Raw genomic sequence first — 19,154 nt, 5'->3', positions numbered from 1 at the left:
TAGAGCGGGATCGCTGCCACATGGGTTTCACAGCTATGAGAACGGAGACATGCCGGCAGGACAAAGTGTCTGTGCGGCGCATCGTGCTCGGCTTTACGGCCGCGCTCTGCCTGCTCATCCCGGTCTATGCCTCGGCCTTGCAGGACACGAGCCTCCAGGGTCCCGCAGCCGAGAACGAGGCAGAGTTCGCCGAGATCCGGGTCCGCCTTTCCGAAGGCCGGTCGGTGTTTCTGGAGAACCGGGGCCGCCCCTACAGGATCAACGGGACACTGACATTCGCCCGCAATGCCAGCCTTCGCGGTGCGGTCGGAACGGTTCTGATCGCCGAGGGCGATGGTGCCGCGTTCGACGTGCCGCCCAGTGCGACGCATGTCGCGATCGAGAACATAACCTTTCGCCAGAACGGGCGGAGCCGGACCCTCGGCACCGTTCGTGCCGGTAATTTTCGCCTCACAGGCGGCGGTGCGGTTGATGCGGGAACCTTGGTCTTCTCCAATGCCCGCAACGGGCGCGTCGAACGCGCGCGCTTCGAGAACGGGGTGGCCGCCAACGCGATCGCCATCACCAACGGTTCCTCCGGGATTGCCATCGAAGGCAACGAATTCGAACGCAATGCCGGCTTCGGCATCCAAATCGACAACGGTGCGAACGGCAATGACATCTCCAACAACTCGACGCGGGCAAACGGCATCGAGCTCGTCGGCATTCGCTACAACGCCTTCGGCAACGTGATCGCCTACAACAGAGCCGAAGGTACGGGTGATAATGGAATCTCCGTGACCGGCGACCGCAATGTCGTGCTCGGCAACCGCGTCTCCGGCAACGCGCTGAACGGCATTGCGATCTATGGCGACGAAAACACGGTTATGGGTAATGTCGCCATCGGCAACGGGCAGAATCTCAACCCGAGATCTCCGCTGCACAACCCGCAGGACACGAGCGTCTATGCCGGCATCCTCGCCAACGGCGCATTCGGGGGCGGTGGCCGAAACAACGTGATCGTCGGCAACATCATCGCGGACGACCAGGGGCGACCGACACAGTTGCGATGCGTCATGGTCGGGCAGGGCTATGGTCGATGGAAGGCCGCGACGGATTACACTGCGAGACGCTTCATCTATGCGGATGGCGAAATCTATCAGACGGAGAACGCCGGTACCTCCGGTACGCTCGCGCCCTCGGGCAGGGGCGTCGTCACGGACGGCCGGATCGCCTGGAGGCATATCCGGACGCTCGCCGGAAACGGACGACCGTCGGGCAACATGATCGCGAACAACCAGACGGCAGGCTGCGACCATCCGCCCGCGCACGCGGAGACCTCCGGACAGCCATAGCCGCCGCGCCTGCAGGGTTGCGCGAGGCGGCATCCTGATGGGACTCTTTCACATTCAACTTTTCAACGGGGGACGAGGACATGACATTTTCCCTTGCGAACGCCATGGAATGGTTGGGGGGATTGTCGGGCATGCACGGGGCGAGGCGATGACACGGCCACGCCGCCGCATCGTCGTTACAGGACGACACGGACAGGTCGTCAGCGCGCTCCTCGATCGCGCCGCCGTCCATGCCGATCTCGACATCATTCCCCTTGGGCGGCCGGAGCTGGACCTGGCGGATAGCGGGTCGATCGGCCCGTCCTTGTCGGCAGCAAGGCCGGAGATCATCGTTTCTGCGGCAGCCTATACCTCCATCGAACAGGCCGAAGCCGACGAAGGGCTCGCAACCCTTGTCAACCAGACGTCTGCCGGGGTTCTCGGGCATGTGGCCGCCGCACTCGGCGTCCCGATCATCCACCTCTCGACCGCCTGCGTCTTCGACGGCACGAGGTCGGGAGCCTATGCGGAGACAGACCCCGTGGGGCCTCTCAGCGTCTACGGCCGATCCAAGCTCGGCGGCGAGCGGGCTATCGCATATGCGACCGCTGATCATGTAATCCTGCGCACCGCCTGGGTGTTCAGCCCCTTCGGCTCGAACTTCCTGAAGACGATGCTGCGGATTGCCGAGGGGCGCGACTGCGTCAATGTCATCGCCGACGAGTTCGGCACGCCCACATCCGCCTTCGACATCGCCGACGCCATCGTGTCGGTCGCGCGGAACCTTCTGGCGAGCGACGAGCCGGGCCTGCGCGGCACGTTCCACATGAGCGGTAGCGGGCAAACGAGCTGGGCCGGCTTCGCCGAGGAGATCTTCCGCGCGTCCAGGGCGCGGGGAGGTCCGTTCGCCGCCGTCAACCCCATTCCCTCGCACACCTATTCGAGCGCCGTCGAGCGACCGGCGAATGCGGAGCTCGACTGTCGCAAGCTGAAGGCCATGCACGGCGTCGCCATGTCGGGCTGGCGACCCGCGACGGAACGGGTGATCGAACGACTTTTCGACACGATGAAAGAGGCAACGCCGATGAAGGAGAGGCAATCATGAAGGGTATTATTCTGGCAGGCGGCAGCGGTACGCGCCTGCATCCGATGACGCTGGTCACATCCAAGCAGCTGATGCCGATCTACGACAAGCCGATGATCTACTATCCGCTGTCGACGTTGATGCTGGCCGGCATCAAGGACATCCTGATCATCTCGACCCCGGTGGACCTGCCGAACTTTCGGCGCCTTCTCGGTGACGGCAGCAAGTGGGGACTGAAGCTCACCTATGCCGAGCAGCCGTCTCCGGGCGGCCTCGCGCAGGCCTATCTTATCGGCGCCGACTTCATCGGCTCCAGCCCCTCCTGCCTGATTCTGGGCGACAACATCTTCTACGGTCACGGCATCACGGACCTCTTCGCACGCGCGAGGAAACGCAGGACAGGGGCGACCGTGTTCGCCTATTACGTCAACGATCCCGAACGCTACGGGGTGGTGGATTTCGATGCCGGCATGAAGGCCGTTTCGATAGAGGAGAAGCCTCTCGTTCCCCGGTCGAACTGGGCCGTGACGGGCCTCTACTTCTACGACAGCAGCGTCGTGGAGATCGCCGCGAACCTCGAACCCTCGCCGCGCGGGGAACTGGAGATCACCGACGTCAATCGCGTCTATCTGGAACGCGGCCAGCTGAATGTGGAACTGATGGGGCGCGGCTATGCATGGCTCGACACCGGGACCCCGGACAGCCAGCTCGACGCTGGAGAATTCGTCGCCATTCTCGAGCGCCGGCAGGGCTTCAAGATCTCCTGCCCGGAAGAAATCGCCTTCCAGAAGGGCTTCATTTCGAGCGAACAGCTTCTTCAGCTGGCACGCGAACTCGGCAAAGGCGCATACGGGCAATATCTGTTGAAACAGGCCCTGCAACCTTCCAATGTCGTGCCGTTTCCGATTGCGAATTAGCCGGTCATACCCACCGTCGGGGATAGTGGTCTTCTCGGCGTTTCCCAGTGCGCATGACGACCATTCGCGGCATTCGCGGCATTCGCGGATGGCGCTCCTAAGCTCGAAGGGAGGCGGACCAAGCTGACCCGCTGAGCGCCATCCTCGAGGGTCATGGCATGGTCTTTGGGCCTGTCGTCGATCGGCTCTCCGACATGCCGACGATCTCCGCAAGCCTGTAGCCGACGCCGGTTTCGGTGAGAATGTATCGGGGCTGATCGGGGCTTTCTTCTATCTTCTGCCGGAGCTGGCGGACGTACACCCGTAGGTACTGCACATCGTTCATCTCGCCCCAAACCTTCTCGAGGATGAAACGATGTGTCAGAACGCGGCCAGAGTGCTGCACCAGCAGCCGCAGAATATCGTACTCCTTGGGCGTCATCTTCACTTCGTTTCCGCGAACCTTCACGATGCGTTTCACGAGATCGACCGACAGGTCGCCCGCTTCGAAGACAGGGGCCTCGCCCTGGCTCTGGAAACGATGGCGCAGGGCCACGCGAATGCGCGCGACGAGTTCGTTCATTCCGAACGGTTTGGTGACATAGTCGTCGGCACCCAGTTCGAGTGCCTGAACGATGCCGGTTTCGTCCGTGCGGCTCGACAGGATGATGACGGGAAACGGGACGTTCTCCGAGCGCCATCGGGCCAAGAGTTCATGCCCGCTCATGTCGGGAAGACCGAGATCGAGCAGGACGAGATCGGGACCATCCGCTTGCGCCATCTCGATCGCGGAGCGGGCATTCGGCGCTCCGCTGATCGCAAATCCCTGAGACGACAGACCGACATCGAGCAGCTTGCGGATCGGCGGCTCGTCGTCCACGACGAGGATCTTGACGGTGGCATGGGTCATGCTGTCGTTCCCTTCGATGCAGGCGCTTTCGGCAGTGAGATCTGGAACAGGGCACCCGCGTCGTCCAGTCTGTTCTCGGCCGTGATGCTGCCGCCCATCGCCTCGATGAACCCCCGGCAGATCGACAGGCCGAGGCCTGTGCCGGCTGTGACATGGTCAGTCTTGCTGACACGGTAGAAGCTGTCGAAAATCCGCTCCAGATCGCCCGGCGGTACGCCCGGCCCCTCGTCGGTGACGCGAAGGCGCACGAGGCCGGCGTCGCCATCCGCCTCTATCCGTATCGTCGTGCCGTCCGGCGCGTATCTGGCGGCGTTGTCGATCAGGTTGAAGAGAACCTGTTCCAGCAGAACCGGGTCGACCTTGACCATGGGAAGATCGTCGGGGATCGCCGTCTCCACACGGTGGTCCGCCGTGATCTTTGTTGCGCGCGCAAGAGCCGAGCCGACGATGTCGCCGACGAAGTGCGGCGCGGTATTCAGTGTCAGCGCGCCGGACCCGATGCGGGTCATGTCGAGCAGGTTCGCGATGAAACGGTTTAGCCGCTCCGACTCCTCGATCACCGTCGTCAACAGGTCGTCCTTGGCGTCTTCCGACAGACCGGCACCGAAGTCCTTGATCGTCCCGGCCGATCCGAGAATGGCGGCCAGCGGCGTCTTCAGATCATGCGAAATGGAGGTCAGAAGCGCCGTTCTCAAACGGTCTGTTTCGGCGGCGAGCCGTGCCCTGTCGATGTCCGCCACGAGCTGGATACGCTCGATGGCGAGCGCTGCCTGGTCGGCAAGCGCATCGAACAGACGCTGCTGATCGGAATTGAGGAGCGGCCCCTGTCTGTCGTTGTCGAGGCCGACCACGCCGATGGCACCGCGGCCCGTCCTAAGGGGCAGATAAAGCCTTTTGGCGCCGGGGAGCGTATCGGCCGCGCGGCCTGCTGGCCGATCGTGCTCCCAGGCCCATCGCGCGGCCGCGATGTCGGCATCCACGAGCGTATCGTCAGGCGGATAACCGGCTCTGACGGCGATCGTGCCGTCCTCGGGCAGCAGGATGACGACGCGGACCTTCAGCATCGAGGCGATCTGGAAGGCCGTCGCCCAGAGGACGTCGTCGAGCGTGCCGGTACCGGCGAGTTTCCGCGAGAACAGGTAAAGGTCCTCCGTGGTGCGCGCGCGCTGTCGCGCCGCCGTCGCCTGCCTTTGAACGGCGGCTGCCAGATTGCTCGCCACGAGCGCGGTCCCGAGAAAGAAGAGCAAAGCGACGACGCTTTCGGGATCGCGGATCGTCAGCGTATAGCGTGGTTCGAGAAAGAAGAAGTTGAAGGCGGTCGCACCCAGGAAAGACGCGAAGAGGCCGGGGCCGAGCCCGCCCCTGACGGCGGAGGCAAGAACGCCCATCAGGAACACAAGCGCCAGATTCTGCACGTTGAGCGTCTGGTCGAGCAGGATGCCGATCACCACGGCCATGGAGACGAAGGCCAGACTGAACAGGTAGTCTTTCGGCTTTATCCTGTTTGCAGCCTTCGCCGTGCGCACGCCTCTCGGTGCAACCTCTTCGCCGCTGCCCGACATGACGTGCACGCTGATGGCGCCCGCGTTGCGGATCAGATCGTGGGTGATCGATCCCTCGAACCATTCCCGCCAGCGCGGCCTGTCGGACGTGCCGACGATGAGGTGGTTGACGTTGTTGGCGCCGGCATAGGCGATGAGCTCGCGGGAGACGTTCGAAGCGGGAAGCGTCACGGTTTCCGCCCCCAGTTGCTCGGCCAGCCGCATGCAGGCCGCCAGACGGTCCTTGTCCGCGTCGGCCAGATAGGCCGAGCGGGCGGTTTCCATGTGGATGACCGTCCAGGGCGCCCGCAGCCTGTCAGCCTGCCGCCGGGCATAGCGAACCAGCGTTGCCCCGTTGCGTCCGTGATCGAGGCAGACGAGAATGCGTTCGCCCGCGGCCCAGGGGCCGGAGATCGCATGGGCCTGCATGTGGTTGAGAAGCTGGTCGTCCACCCGCTGCGCCGTGCGTCTGAGGGCGAGCTCGCGCAGGGCGGTCAGGTTTCCCGGCGAGAAGTAGTTCTCGATGGCGCGCCGCGCGGTTTTGGGAACGTAAACCTTGCCGTCCTGCATCCGCTTGATGAGATCCTGCGGCGTGATGTCGATGATCTCGATGTCATCGGCGCGATCGATGATGCTGTCGGGGACGGTCTCGCGCACCCGGATACGGGTGATCTGCGCGACGATGTCGTTGAGGCTCTCGACGTGCTGGATGTTGAGCGTGGTATAGACGTCGATGCCATTCGCCAGCAACTCCAGCACGTCGAGATATCGCTTCGGATGGCGGCTTCCGGGAGCGTTGGTGTGCGCCAGCTCGTCAACCAGCGCGAGGGCCGGACGCCGTTCGAGGATGGCATCGATGTCCATCTCGTCCAGCACCTGTCCTTTGTAGTCGATGGACGTCCGCGCGACGGTCTCCAGCCCGTGGACCAGCGCTTCCGTCTCCTTGCGCCCATGCGTTTCCACGACGCCGATGACGACATCGGTCCCGTCGGCGTGTCGGGCGCGGGCCGATATCAGCATCTCGTAGGTCTTGCCGACGCCGGGTGCCGCGCCAAGGAAGATCTTCAGCTTGCCGCGGTCTTCCCGCTCGGCCCGAGCAAGGAGCGCCTCCGGGGACGGTCGCCGTTCCTGTCTGCCGTGCTTGTCGTTGGCCATCGTCCGCTCCGTGGTTTCCCGGCAGCCCCCGGTCAGGGGCTGCGGGCTGTCTCTCAGTCTCAGGGCGCTGCGGCGTTGTCCAGCGCAAGGTTCATCTCCAGCACGTTCACCAGCCTGTCCGGCGTGAGCACGCCGCCCGGTGAGAACGCGCTGCGATCGATGAGCTGGTTGACTCTGTCGAGCGACACGTTGCGCGCCCGCGCGATACGCTCGGCCTGATAGCGGGCGGCGCGCTCGGTGATATGAGGGTCGAGACCCGCACCCGAAGCGGCGGCCAGTTCTGCAGGGAGGAGGTTCTCAGGCGTCGCTCCATAGGCGGCGGCTGTTTCCTTCGCGCGGTCTGTCAGGTCTGTGCTTGTCGGCGACTTGTTCGAGCCACCGGCGCCAGCCGCATTGTAACTCACGGCAGACGGACGCGGCCAGAAATACTGCGGCCGGGTGAAGGCCTGCGCAACCTGCCGGCTGCCGATGACCTTGCCGTCGGGCGCCGTGATCAGCGAGCCGTCGGCGAGGTCGGGAGCGGCCGCCTGACCGACGGCCCAGACGACGCCGGTATAGCCTCCGACGCAGATGACCATCGTCGCAACGGCGATGCGGAGACTGGAGAGAAGGGTTTCCATGATGACGGTTCTCACTTCATGAACATGACGTGTTCGGCGATCGGGCCGAGTGTGGCGGCGGGGAAGAACGTCAGCGCGCCGACGATAACGACGGTGACGGTCAGCATGCCGGCGAAGGTGCCGTTTTCGACCGACAGCGTTCCGCTGGACTCGGTTGCGCGACGCTTGGTGGAGAGCGAACCGACGATGGCGAGCGGCAGGATGATCGGGATGAAGCGCGCAAGCAGCATGACGATACCGGTGGCGATGTTCCAGGCGGCCGTGTTGTCGCCCAGCCCCTCGAAGCCGGAGCCGTTATTGGCGGCGGCCGAGGAGAACTCGTAGAGGATTTCGCTGAAGCCGTGCGGGCCGATATTGTTGAGCGTCGCCGCACCCCATGGCGTCACCGCAAAGATCGCCGTGCCCACGAGAATGAAGAAGCCGTGGCTGAGAAGGCCCATCATGGCGAACTTCACTTCCTTCGCCTCGATGCGCCAGCCAAGAAATTCCGGCGTGCGGCCAATCATCATGCCCGCGATGAAGACGGCGACGACGATGTAGAGAAACATGTTGATCATGCCGACGCCGACGCCGCCGAAATCCTCGTTCAGCCACATGCCGATCATCGGCATCAGGCCTGTCAGCGGGTTGAGGCTGTCATGCATGGCATCGACGGAGCCGTTGCTGGTGGAGGTGGTGACGACCGACCAGACAGGCCCCGCCGCTGCACCGAACCGCAACTCCTTGCCTTCGAGATTGCCGACGTCCTGCGTGATCGGCAGAGATGCGAAGGCGCGGGTCGGCGCGGCTTCAAAGCCGATCGCTCCGGTGACGCGGGCTCCCATGAGGACGAGCATCACCGTGAAGAGCACGGCGGCATGTTTCATCCGCCCGATGATGCGGCCGAACATCCAGACGCAGCCCATGGGAATGATGATGATCGAGATGGTCTGCAGAACATTCGACCAGAAGGTCGGGTTCTCAAGCGGATGCGTGCTGTTCGGCCCGAAGAAGCCGCCGCCATTGGTGCCGAGCTGCTTGATCGCGACGAAAGCGGCGACAGGCCCGCGCGCGATCGTCTGCTGCACGCCCTCCAGCGTGGTCGCGACCGCCGAGCCCTGGAACGTCATGGGCACGCCCGTGAAGAGGAGCAAGATGGCAACGACCAGAGCGAGCGGCAGGAGCACGAGAAACATCGCGCTCTGGACATCGACGAAAAAATTGCCGAGCTTGCGTCCGGCAAGCCCGCGGGCCAGCGCTGCGAGCGCTGCAAGGCCGACGGCTGCTGAGACGAACTGAAGCCACATCAGCGCCGCCAGCTGCGACAGGTAGCTCATCGCGACTTCGCCCGAATAGTGCTGAAGGTTGGTATTGGCGACGAAGGAACTTGTCGTGTTGAAGATCAGCGTGCCCTCAAGCGCGCCTTTGCCGTCGGGGTTGAGCGGCAGGTATTGCTGAAGTGCCAGAAGCGCGAAGCAGGCGACGAACATGACGACGTTGAAGCCGAGCAGGGAGAAGACGTAGCGCTTCCAGTCCTGCGTCTGCCGCGTTGCCGATCCGCCGATCGCCTGGAATGTCGAGGTGAAGAGGTTTGGTTTCCCCTGGCCGGCACCCGGGTCCATCGCCCAGGTGATGTAGCGGCCGAGCGGCCACGAGAGCAGCGCGGTGCCCCCGATGATCATGATTACGAAGAGGATTGCTTGTATCATCGTGATGTCTCCAGCATCAGGCCCGTGATCATGTCAGCGATCAGGCTTTGTCGAGGGCGGATGCCAAGGCGAAGAGAAGTCCGAAAAGGATCATGCCGAGGATGAAGGTGAGGATGGTCATGGTCTGCTCCGGTCATGCGAGGTTGAGGGCCGACACGATCATGTCGATGAGCTTGATGCCGACGAACGGCACAACGAGGCCGCCGAGGCCGTAGATCAGCAGGTTCCGGCGCAGCAGCGGCCCGGCACCGATCGCTTTGTAGGCGACGCCTTTCAGTGCCAGCGGGATCAGCGCGATGATGATCAGGGCATTGAAGATGATCGCCGACAGGATCGCGCTCTGCGGGGTGGCAAGGCCCATGACGTTCAGGGCATCCAGCTGGGGGTAGAGCGCGACGAACATCGCCGGGATGATCGCGAAATACTTGGCCACGTCGTTTGCGATCGAGAAGGTGGTCAGCGATCCCCGCGTCATGAGCAATTGCTTGCCGATTTCCACGATCTCGATAAGCTTGGTCGGGTCGCTGTCGAGATCCACCATGTTGCCCGCTTCGCGCGCGGCGACCGTGCCGGTGTTCATGGCGACGCCGACATCCGCCTGCGCCAGCGCCGGCGCATCATTGGTTCCGTCGCCGCACATGGCGACCAGCTTGCCCTTCGCCTGCTCGTCGCGGATCAGCTGCAGCTTGTTCTCCGGCGTTGCCTGCGCCAGGAAGTCGTCGACGCCGGCTTCCGCAGCGATGGCCGCGGCCGTCATCGGGTTGTCGCCGGTGATCATGACGGTGCGGATGCCCATGCGGCGAAGCTCCGCGAACCGCTCGCGGATGCCGCCTTTCACGATGTCTTTCAGGTGGATGATGCCAAGCAGTTTCCCGTCGCGCGCGACGGCAAGCGGCGTACCGCCCGCTTTCGAGATGGAATCCGCGATTGCCTGACCTTCCCGCGCAACGGCGTCCATTGACGCGCTGCCACCGGACACGGCATGCCGTTGCAGATATGCGAGCACGGAATCCACCGCGCCCTTGCGGATCGAGGTCCCTTCAAGGTCGACGCCGGACATCCGGCTCTGCGCGGTGAAGGGGACGAACGTCGCGTTGAGGTCCTTCATGTCGCGCGCGCGAATCCCGTATTTTTCCTTCGCCAGCACGACGACGGACCGGCCCTCGGGCGTTTCGTCGGCCAGCGACGCGAGCTGCGACGCATCGGCGAGATCCTGTTGCGTCACGCCTTTGACGGGGTGGAACTCGGTTGCCTGACGGTTGCCGAGCGTGATCGTTCCCGTCTTGTCGAGCAGCAGCGTATCGATGTCGCCGGCCGCCTCCACCGCACGGCCGGACATGGCCAGCACGTTGAAGCGCACCAGACGGTCCATGCCCGCAATGCCGATGGCGGAGAGAAGCGCGCCGATGGTGGTGGGGATGAGCGTGACGAACAGCGCCACCAGCACGACGATGGGAATGGAGCCGCCGGCATAGCTGGCAAACGCCGGAATGGTCGCCGTCGCCATCACGAAGATGAGCGTCATCGCGGCCAGCAGGATGTTGAGGGCGATCTCGTTCGGCGTCTTCTGGCGTTCCGCGCCCTCGACCAGCGCGATCATGCGGTCGATGAAGGTGGAGCCGGCAGCGGCGGTGATGCGCACCTTGATCCAGTCGGACAGAACCTGCGTGCCGCCCGTGACGGCCGAACGGTCGCCACCGGACTCGCGGATGACGGGGGCGGATTCGCCGGTGATCGCCGCTTCATTGACGGAGGCGATGCCCTCGACGATTTCACCATCGGACGGGATGATGTCGCCTGCCTCCACCAGCACGATGTCGTTGACCTTGAGCGACGCGCCGGGGACATCCTTCCACGCGCGGCTGTCGGCAGAGACCAGCAGTTTTGCCTGGGTTTCGGAACGCGTGCGGCGCAGAGATTCGGCTTGGGCCTTGCCGCGACCCTCGGCCACGGCCTCTGCAAAATTGGCAAAAAGGACGGTGAACCAGAGCCACAGAATGATCTGGAACGAGAAGCCCAGCCCTTCGGCGCCTGTCGCAAGGTCTTTGAAAAAGAGGACGGTGGTCAGCAGGGAAACGACGGCAACCACGAACATGACCGGGTTCTTGGCCAAGGTTCGCGGGTCGAGTTTCCGAAACGCGCCGCCAATGGCCGGCACGAGGATGCGGGCATCGAGAATGCTCGCGGATGTGGGTTTGCTCATGAGAGACCCCGAGTGATGGTTGAGTGGGAAGGTCGGATCAATGGGACGTGGAAAAGAGGGAGGCCGCTTCCGCCAGCGCGACGACGGCGCCCAAAGGAGAACCATGCCGAAGACGACGTTCGATCCGCGGCAAGACGCGCGAGGGTCGATACGTGGAAAAACCGCATCGTTTAAAAAGCGAAGCAGGGGCTCCACGGGGCTCTAGAAGCGCTCCGGTCGCCAGAGCGCGTAGGCAAGGTAGGCCGTGACGAAGACGGTCACGCCGCCGCTGAGGATATAGTCGAATGTCATGTCGCACCGGTTTTTCGTGTCGCAACCTTGCACGGCGGGATCGCCGAGGCCGACCTGACTTTGCGACCGATCTGCGTATGAATTCGAGATGGAAGACATGCAGAAGATATAAGGATTCTATGTGAACTCTCGTCCGGGAGGAGGCGCGGACAGATATGCAGACGCTCGCTGGCCGGTACGGAGCCATCACAACGGTCCCTCATGTCGCAATGACGAAACGTGGAATTGTGTTGCCATGACCGCTTGAACGGAGCCTGTCGGCTGGCATTCCTTTTCTAACGGGAAATCCTTGCATTCCAGCTTCGCTTACCCAAATACCTGTTGCGGACCGGGCCCCTCTGATCAAGGCGATCGCCTTTATGATGTCGGACCGCATCGAGCGTGCTCGGTGCGATCTTATGGCCCATTCGTAAGCTCCCCAGCCGTGTTCGATGTCTTGAACCTGACGCAAGATGCGTCACTTTGGAGAGTGTTTTTATGTGTAACGTCTCACGCCGTCTTTTCCTGACAGGGACCGCTGCCTCCGCCGCCGTGGCCCTGCCGACTGCACTTCAAGCTCAGGAGGTTGGCACGGCCGCCGTGCCCTTGGCGCCAGCACCCGCCAAGGATGGAAAGTCAACGTTGACACCGGATGAAGCACTGGAGCTTCTGAAGGCGGGCAACGAGGCGTTCCTGCGAAACGAACTGGTGTACCCGAACCGGACCGAGACGCGTCGGCTGGAACTCGCCAAGGGGCAGGCGCCCTTCTGCGCCTATGTTTCCTGCTCCGACAGCCGCGTTCCTCCCGAACTGCTGTTCGGACGAGGCTTGGGAGAGCTGTTCATCATCCGTAATGCCGGCAATACGGTCGATACCGTCGCTATGGGATCGATCGAGTATGCCGTTGCCGAACTCGGCGTGCCTCTCGTCGTCGTCATGGGACACGAGAGCTGCGGTGCCGTGAAAGCGGCAATGGCCGTTGTGGAAAGCAATGCTCGCTTTCCCGGGCAGATCGACAACATGATCGAGCCCATCATTCCGGCCGTTCTTGAAGCCCGCGGGCAGACGGGCGACCCGACGGAGAATGCGGTGCGTCAGAATGTTCGCCGTGTCGTGCGCACCTTGCGGGAGGAAAGCGACCCGCTGCTGCTGACACCCTTGTCCGATGGCCGCGTCAAGGTCGTCGGTGCATACTATCGGCTCGACACCGGCGTCGTTGAATTCTTCGACCAGGCATGAGGTGAGCAAAGAGCACCGATCGGGTTGACGTCAACAAAACCGAAGACCTCAACGGGTCGGTCTCCCCTCATTCGCCCAGCGCGGCCATGAAGCTGGTGTCATCTCCGCTTGGCGGCGGAGAGACCCGTTGCCAATCTGCTTGCGGACAGCGCTCGCATGCATGGCTTCGCCCGGCAGGCCTTTCCGGCAAAAGTGGGACGGGAGCGATACGCTGGTCATGCTGTCGTCATCTCCCGGTGGCATGGCAGTGTCATGAACGGGAGCGACGTCGTTGCCACGCTTGACCTTAGAGGCCGTCACCAAGCGTTTCGGGCGCCATCGGGCGCTCGATGATGTTTCATTCTCCATTCCCGACAGGGCGTTTCTGGCCCTTCTCGGCCCCTCTGGCTGTGGCAAGACGACGCTGCTGCGGTTAATCGCCGGACTGGAACTGCCAGATCAGGGTGAGATCCTCTTCGACGATGAGGTGATGGCAGGTGATCGCGTCTTCGTGCCTCCGGAGAAAAGGGGCATCGGCATGGTGTTCCAGTCGTATGCGCTCTGGCCGACCATGACCGTTCGCGGCAACGTCGAATTCGGTTTGAAAGTTGCGGGTCTCGGTGCCCGGGAGCGACGGGAGCGGATCGATGACGTCCTGGAGGTCGTCGGGCTGCAAGGCTTGAACGACAGGCGCCCGCATGAGCTTTCAGGAGGCCAGCGGCAACGTGTGGCATTGGCGCGGTCTCTCGCGACGCGCCCAAAGCTTATCCTTCTCGATGAGCCGCTTGCCAATCTCGATGCGCATCTGCGGGATGCGATGCTGGCCGAGTTTCGCCGGATCCACAGCCTGACCGATGCAACCTTCGTTTTGGTCACGCATGATCAGGACGAGGCTATGGCGGTGGCGACACATGTCGCCGTATTGGATCAGGGATGCCTGCAACAGCTCGGGACGCCGGAGGATCTCTACCGCCGTCCTGCCTCGCCGATGGTTGCCCGTTTCATCGGCCGCGGAAAAACGCTTCCCGTGCGTGTGGTGAGCGCGCAGGGAGCGCGGAACCGGGTCATGCTCGGCAGCGAGATGCTCGACCTGCCGGGTTGTGCGCCGGTTGGCGAGGGGTGGCTCTGCTTTCACGCCTCAGACCTTCATCGCGTGTCCGACGGTGGACACCTGAAGACGGAGCTCGTCGGGCAGGTCTTCCAGAATGGTGCCTGGCTCAGCCATTGCCTGCCAAGCGAGATCGACGGCAATGTCGTCAGTTTGCCGCTGGCCGAACAGTTCGCGCCGGGCACGCGCATCAATCTGACGATTTCGGGCGGCTGGGTTGTCGAACGCGGCCCCAGCTCGCCTTGCACCTTGCCTTCCGATCTGGCGAGCGTCACGTGAAGATCATGAAACTGTAGCTTCACTGTCATCCCGCAGCGCTACGCGGAGAGGTCGGCTGCTGTCATTGCAGTCACTCCCACGTCCAAGCGGGCCGCGTCCGCCCCGTGCGCTTTCAAGCGAGGTTCCCATGTTCATCCGCACGCTTCTCGCCACCACGATCCTTGCAGGCCTGGCTTTCCACGCGCAAGCCGAAGAGACCATCACCGTCTACACCTCGCAGCCGCAGGATCAGATGACGGATGTCATCAAGGCTTTCAACAGCGAGCACCCCGATATCAAAGTCGAACTCTTCCGGTCGGGAACGACGGAGATCATGGCGAAGCTTCAGGCGGAATATGCTGCCGGCAAGAGCCCTGCCGACGTGATCCTGATCGCCGATACGGTTGCCATGACGCAGCTGAAGACAGACGACCGCCTGCTGGCCATGCCGGACGCGCCGGTGGCGGATATCGATCCTGCTTTCATCGATGCCGACAAGACCTATTTCGGCACCAAGGTCATTACCACTGGCATTGTCTACAACACGAACCTCGTGAAGACGGCTCCCAAGAGCTGGAACGAGTTGCTTGCCTCCGACGTGGCAAAGAGCTTGATCATGCCGAGCCCGCTTTATTCTGGCGCTGCGGTCATCCATGTGGGCACGATGACGCAACAGCCGCAATTTGGCTGGGCCTATTATGAGAAGCTGGCCGAGGCGGGCGCGGTGGCTGGACAAGGCAACGGCACGGTGATCGAAGCGGTTGCCCGTGGCGAAAAGGCTTATGGCATCATCATCGAATACATGGCCCTCAACGCGAAGAAGAAGGGATCACCTGTCGATTTCGTTTTCCCGTCCGAAGGTGTAAGCTCCATCACGCAGCCGGTCGCCGTGCTGAAGGCATCGGATACCGTGGAGGCCGCCAAGATCTTCGTCGCCTGGCAGCTCTCCAAGACGGCCCAGGAGCAGGCCAGCGCGCAAGGCTATTTCCCGGTTCTGCCGGGCATCGCCCAGCCGAAGGGTTATCCAGCCCTCGATACGTTGAAGATCCTGCCGGCCGATAGCGCCGCCATGCTCAAGGCCGACGCCGAAAACAAGGAGAGGTTTGCCGAACTCTTCGGCGGCTGATCGGCTCGATGGTTCGCCCGACGTCAACAGGAGGCGAGCGCATGCTCGTCTCCCTTCTTCTTGTCTATGTCGCGCTGACGACGCTCTGGCCACTCGCGCGGCTCTTTGCCTATGCCTTGCAGCCTGGAGAAGATGGCACGCAGCTCGGGTTGATGCTGTCCACGCTCACCAGCCGCTCCACGGTGCGCGCCCTGTCCGGCACCCTGCAGACATCGGCCTTATCCGTCCTCATCTCGACCCTGCTCGGTGTTATCATCGCTTTTGCCGTCAGCCTGTTGAAGCTCCGGACGCGACCGGCTTTGACCTTCCTCATTCTGATGCCGCTGATCGTGCCATCCCAGACCATGGCGCTTGCCTGGATCGAACTCCTGGGAGCGCAATCGCCGATCCTGAAGCCGCTTGGACTTGCGCCGCCACCGGGCGCCACCAATCCTCTGTACTCGACAGGCGGCATCGCCTTCGTGATGGGCATTGAGCACATGCCCCTCGTCTTTATCGCGGTGCGTGCGGCCCTCAGGGCGTTGCCGGCGGACTTGGTCGAGGCGGCCCGCATCCTCGGCATTCCCCCAAGTCGGATCGGTCGCGGCATCGTGCTGCCGATCGTCATGCCGCCGGTCTTGGCCGGCAGTTTGATCGCCTTTACTGCTGCGATCGGCAATTTTGGCGTACCGGCGCTGCTTGGCATTCCCGGTCGTATTCCCGTGCTGACGACGCAAATCTACCAGCGTCTGAACGGCTTCGGTCCGGCTGCCTCCGGCCAGGTGGCAACGCTGGCCCTTCTCCTGGCCCTTATGGCCGCGTTCGCAATCGTCTCGCGCAATCTCGTCACGAAACGCTTTGCCGTGCCGCTTCCGGCAGGAGCCCCTTTCGTCCCGCGTCGGACCGCGCCCGCCGTCGAGGTCCTGCTCTGGCTGGTCGTGATCGCGCTGGCGCTGGTGCCGCTCGCAGCCCTCGCAATGACGGCCCTTCTTCCGGCCGTCGGCGTCCCCTTCGGCGCCGATACCGTCAGTCTCGATCAATTTCGTGCTGTGTTCGACAACGACGCCGTGCGGCGCGCCTTTTCCAATTCGCTCCTGCTGGCCTGTGTGACCGCTCTCCTCTGCGGGCTCGTCTCCATTCCTTTCGCATTTCTCTGCATCCGGCGCTCAAATCCCGTCCTGAAGGTTCTCGACACGGCGATCGAGGTCCCTTGGGTTGTCCCCGGCACGGTCGTGGCACTGGGTATGATCCTCGCATTCCTGAAACCCCTGCCGTTCATCGGTGTCTCGATCTACGGAACGATGACCATCCTCGTTATCGCTTATCTCGCGCGCTTCCTGCCGCTGGTGCTCAGACCGATAGCCGCAGCTGCGCAGTCGACCGATCCCGCGCTCGACGAGGCTGCGCGCGTGGCGGGCGCGGGCCTTGCCCGTCGTATCCTGTCGATCTTCTTTCCCGGCGTTCTGCCGGCAGCCGTGGCGGGTGCAATCGTCATTGTTATGACGGCGCTCAATGAGTTGACGGTCTCGTCCCTCCTGTGGTCCTCCGGTAACGAAACGATCGGCGTGATGATCTTCGCTTTGCAGTATGAAGGCAATTCGACAGCCGCTGCCGCGGTCGCACTTTTGTCCACGTTCCTGGTGACGGCTCTGGCCGTCATTGTCACAGCCACCGGCGGATGGCTGCCGAAAGGAACGCTTCCATGGGGAGAATAGAAGAGGGGGGCGGATCGGTTGCATCCTCGGTCTCCCGGCCTTCGCTTTGCTGGTGTGGTTATGCCCGTCAATTCCGGATATGTGCTTCGAGCTTTACCAAACCGAAATAGCCATGGCCCATAGTGTCAGCCATATCTAACGCAAACTCATGTGGCTCATTGTGAAAAATCTGAGCGTGTCGCGAAAGCTCTTCGTCTGTTTCAGCAGTATCGTCCTCGTCGTATCGCTTTTCTGCGGACTGGCCTTCTGGTCACTGACCGAAATCAGGAGGGCAACGGCGGAGAACCACGAGACACAGAGCGTGCTGAAGCTCGCGTCCGACATCCTTGCGACGCTCGTCGAGCAGCAGAATGCGATGCGCGGATACGTGGCGAGCACGAATGGGGACTTCCTCGATCGGGTCAAAAAATACGGGGACGCCGTCGGTCCTCTTCTTCAGGAGCTGCAAGACCGAGCTTCCATTGGCGGCTATGCGGATATCGTCAGGTCGCTGCCGGAGGCCGTGGCGACGTTCAACCGCGAGATCGAGAGCGCGCTTTCCTTGGCGAAGGACACCTCGACCCTGCAGAGCATGCGTGAAGGCATTGCCAAGACCGCTCGATTGACCAGGATCCGCGAGGTCCTGAAGGGTCTGACAGATCAGGAGCAGGCCGCATCCCTGGCCCGCAATGAGGCGCTCAGCGCTTCATTTGCCGTCGGCATGCTGACGCTTCTTGTCGGAGGCCTCCTGACCGTCCTCATCTCGTTTATCGTCGGCATGGTTCTGGCGCGTGGCCTCGGCCGTCCGATCGTCGAGATGACGGACATCATGCGGCAACTCGCCGGCGGCAAGATCGACCTGACGGTGCCGGCACAGGATCGCCGCGATGAGATCGGCGCGATGGCAAAGGCCGTCGATGTTTTCAGGGCGAATGCGGCTGCGAATGCACGTCTTGAGGACGAGGCCGAAGCGCAGCGTACCGAGAGCGAGCGGAACCGGCTCCGGCTCGCCGACGAGGAGAAGCGGCGGGCTGCCGAGATGCGCTTCGCCACGGCCGGGCTTGCTCGTGCACTCGATCGATTGGCGCAGGGCGACCTGACGACATCTCTCGATGAACCTTTCGCACCGGAGTTCGAGACGATCCGGACGGACTTCAACAAAGCGGTCGCGCAGCTTGGTCAAACACTGACCGCCGTCTCCCAGGCAACAGCCGCCATGGACAATGGTACCCGCGAGATCAGCGACAGCACGAACGACCTCTCGAGACGAACGGAGCAGCAGGCCGCCTCGCTGGAGGAAACGGCAGCAGCCCTCGATCAGATCACCGTCAACGTTGCCAATGCTTCCAAGCGCAGCGAAGAGGCGAGAAGTGCGGCTGCAAGCGCGACAGTCAGCGCAGAGCAGTCCGGCCAAGTCGTTGCCAGCACCGTGCACGCCATGGAGCGGATCGAGAAATCCTCTTCGGAAATCTCGAACATTATCGGCGTGATCGATGAGATCGCGTTCCAGACCAACCTTCTGGCGCTGAATGCCGGCGTTGAAGCCGCGCGCGCTGGCGAGGCCGGCAAGGGATTTGCCGTTGTTGCCCAGGAAGTTCGCGAACTGGCACAGCGATCGGCAAAGGCCGCCAAGGAGATCAAGGATCTCATCAGGGCATCCACGGTCGATGTTGCCAACGGCGTCAAACTCGTCAGCGAGACGGGCACGGCGCTGAGAACGATCGAGGGTTATATCGTCAGTGTGAACCAGCATATGAACGCCATCGCGACGTCGGCGCGAGAACAGGCTGCCGGTCTGGCGGAAGTGAACACGGCGGTGAACCAGATGGATCAGGTGACGCAGCAGAACGCGGCCATGGTGGAGGAAAGCAGTGCTGCCGGTGCGGCGCTGGCGTCGGAGAGCGCCAAGCTTCGCCAGCTGATCGCGCGATTTGAGTTGCGGACTGGAGCACCGATGTCCGTGGTGTCCGGCCGGGTCGCATCGACACCTGTTCCAACCCTGAAGGCGGCACCTGTGCGCCGAAGCATGTCGGCCGCATCTCACGCAAACGCAGCGTTGAAGGACAGTTGGGAAGAGTTCTAAACCCGGAC

14 protein-coding genes are annotated in these 19,154 nt (G+C 62.9%); 8 read left to right on the top strand and 6 right to left on the bottom strand.

The annotated features are described in order from the left end of the window. The first annotated feature begins 65 nt into the window (after positions 1 to 65). The 3 genes from GA0004734_RS20670 to rfbA all read left to right on the top strand — a co-directional run bounded on the left by GA0004734_RS20670 (position 66) and on the right by rfbA (position 3,314). Positions 66 to 1,334, top strand: coding sequence for a NosD domain-containing protein (locus GA0004734_RS20670; RefSeq protein ID WP_175386576.1), 1,269 nt, complete (start codon positions 66 to 68; stop codon positions 1,332 to 1,334). Between the two features lie 148 nt (positions 1,335 to 1,482). Beyond that, positions 1,483 to 2,418, top strand: coding sequence for a dTDP-4-dehydrorhamnose reductase (gene rfbD / locus GA0004734_RS20665; RefSeq protein WP_092938241.1), 936 nt, complete (start codon positions 1,483 to 1,485; stop codon positions 2,416 to 2,418). Continuing rightward, the gene (gene rfbA / locus GA0004734_RS20660) at positions 2,415 to 3,314 is read left to right on the top strand and encodes a glucose-1-phosphate thymidylyltransferase RfbA (RefSeq protein WP_092937514.1); all 900 of its coding nucleotides are present in this window, start codon (positions 2,415 to 2,417) and stop codon (positions 3,312 to 3,314) included. The genes rfbD and rfbA overlap by 4 nt, the downstream gene beginning before the upstream one ends. A 151-nt stretch (positions 3,315 to 3,465) precedes the next feature. Here rfbA and GA0004734_RS20655 read toward each other — a convergent pair whose 3' ends face one another. The 6 genes from GA0004734_RS20655 to GA0004734_RS20630 all read right to left on the bottom strand — a co-directional run bounded on the left by GA0004734_RS20655 (position 3,466) and on the right by GA0004734_RS20630 (position 11,701). Beyond that, positions 3,466 to 4,203, bottom strand: a complete 738-nt coding sequence (locus tag GA0004734_RS20655; protein WP_092937513.1) for a response regulator transcription factor — start codon at positions 4,201 to 4,203, stop codon at positions 3,466 to 3,468. Continuing rightward, positions 4,200 to 6,899, bottom strand: coding sequence for a sensor histidine kinase (locus GA0004734_RS20650; protein ID WP_092937511.1), 2,700 nt, complete (start codon positions 6,897 to 6,899; stop codon positions 4,200 to 4,202). Before GA0004734_RS20650 ends, GA0004734_RS20655 begins: the two co-directional genes overlap by 4 nt. A 59-nt stretch (positions 6,900 to 6,958) precedes the next feature. Next, positions 6,959 to 7,519 carry a potassium-transporting ATPase subunit C gene (locus tag GA0004734_RS20645; protein WP_092937509.1) on the bottom strand — a complete coding sequence of 187 codons (561 nt, stop codon included), beginning with the start codon at positions 7,517 to 7,519 and terminating at the stop codon, positions 6,959 to 6,961. Positions 7,520 to 7,530: 11 nt separating this feature from the next. After that, positions 7,531 to 9,207, bottom strand: a complete 1,677-nt coding sequence (gene kdpA / locus GA0004734_RS20640; RefSeq protein ID WP_175386574.1) for a potassium-transporting ATPase subunit KdpA — start codon at positions 9,205 to 9,207, stop codon at positions 7,531 to 7,533. A gap of 133 nt (positions 9,208 to 9,340) precedes the next feature. Then, positions 9,341 to 11,410: a potassium-transporting ATPase subunit KdpB gene (gene kdpB / locus GA0004734_RS20635; protein WP_092937507.1), complete on the bottom strand. Its 2,070-nt coding sequence runs from the start codon at positions 11,408 to 11,410 to the stop codon at positions 9,341 to 9,343. A 201-nt stretch (positions 11,411 to 11,611) separates the two neighbouring features. Further along, entirely contained in the window at positions 11,612 to 11,701 is a 90-nt protein-coding gene (locus GA0004734_RS20630; RefSeq protein WP_092938237.1) for a potassium-transporting ATPase subunit F, read from the bottom strand. Positions 11,702 to 12,322: 621 nt separating this feature from the next. Here GA0004734_RS20630 and GA0004734_RS20625 point away from each other — a divergent pair. The 5 genes from GA0004734_RS20625 (at position 12,323) to GA0004734_RS20605 (ending at position 19,146) form a co-directional block, all read left to right on the top strand. After that, positions 12,323 to 12,919, top strand: coding sequence for a carbonic anhydrase (locus tag GA0004734_RS20625; RefSeq protein ID WP_348626101.1), 597 nt, complete (start codon positions 12,323 to 12,325; stop codon positions 12,917 to 12,919). Positions 12,920 to 13,190: 271 nt separating this feature from the next. Next, positions 13,191 to 14,285 (top strand): ABC transporter ATP-binding protein, encoded by a 1,095-nt coding sequence (locus GA0004734_RS20620; RefSeq protein WP_092937503.1) that lies wholly within the window; start codon positions 13,191 to 13,193, stop codon positions 14,283 to 14,285. 127 nt (positions 14,286 to 14,412) lie between these two features. Continuing rightward, the gene (locus GA0004734_RS20615) at positions 14,413 to 15,390 is read left to right on the top strand and encodes an ABC transporter substrate-binding protein (protein WP_092937501.1); all 978 of its coding nucleotides are present in this window, start codon (positions 14,413 to 14,415) and stop codon (positions 15,388 to 15,390) included. Between the two features lie 41 nt (positions 15,391 to 15,431). Continuing rightward, the gene (locus tag GA0004734_RS20610) at positions 15,432 to 17,084 is read left to right on the top strand and encodes an ABC transporter permease (protein WP_175386573.1); all 1,653 of its coding nucleotides are present in this window, start codon (positions 15,432 to 15,434) and stop codon (positions 17,082 to 17,084) included. Between the two features lie 148 nt (positions 17,085 to 17,232). Further along, the gene (locus tag GA0004734_RS20605; protein ID WP_092937497.1) at positions 17,233 to 19,146 is read left to right on the top strand and encodes a methyl-accepting chemotaxis protein; all 1,914 of its coding nucleotides are present in this window, start codon (positions 17,233 to 17,235) and stop codon (positions 19,144 to 19,146) included. Positions 19,147 to 19,154: the final 8 nt, after the last annotated feature.

Origin of the sequence: Rhizobium sp. 9140, assembly GCF_900067135.1 — a bacterium.
GTDB lineage: Bacteria > Pseudomonadota > Alphaproteobacteria > Rhizobiales > Rhizobiaceae > Ferranicluibacter.
The sequence above is the reverse complement of the archived record's forward strand: the minus strand, read 5'-3'. Positions and strand labels throughout refer to the sequence as shown.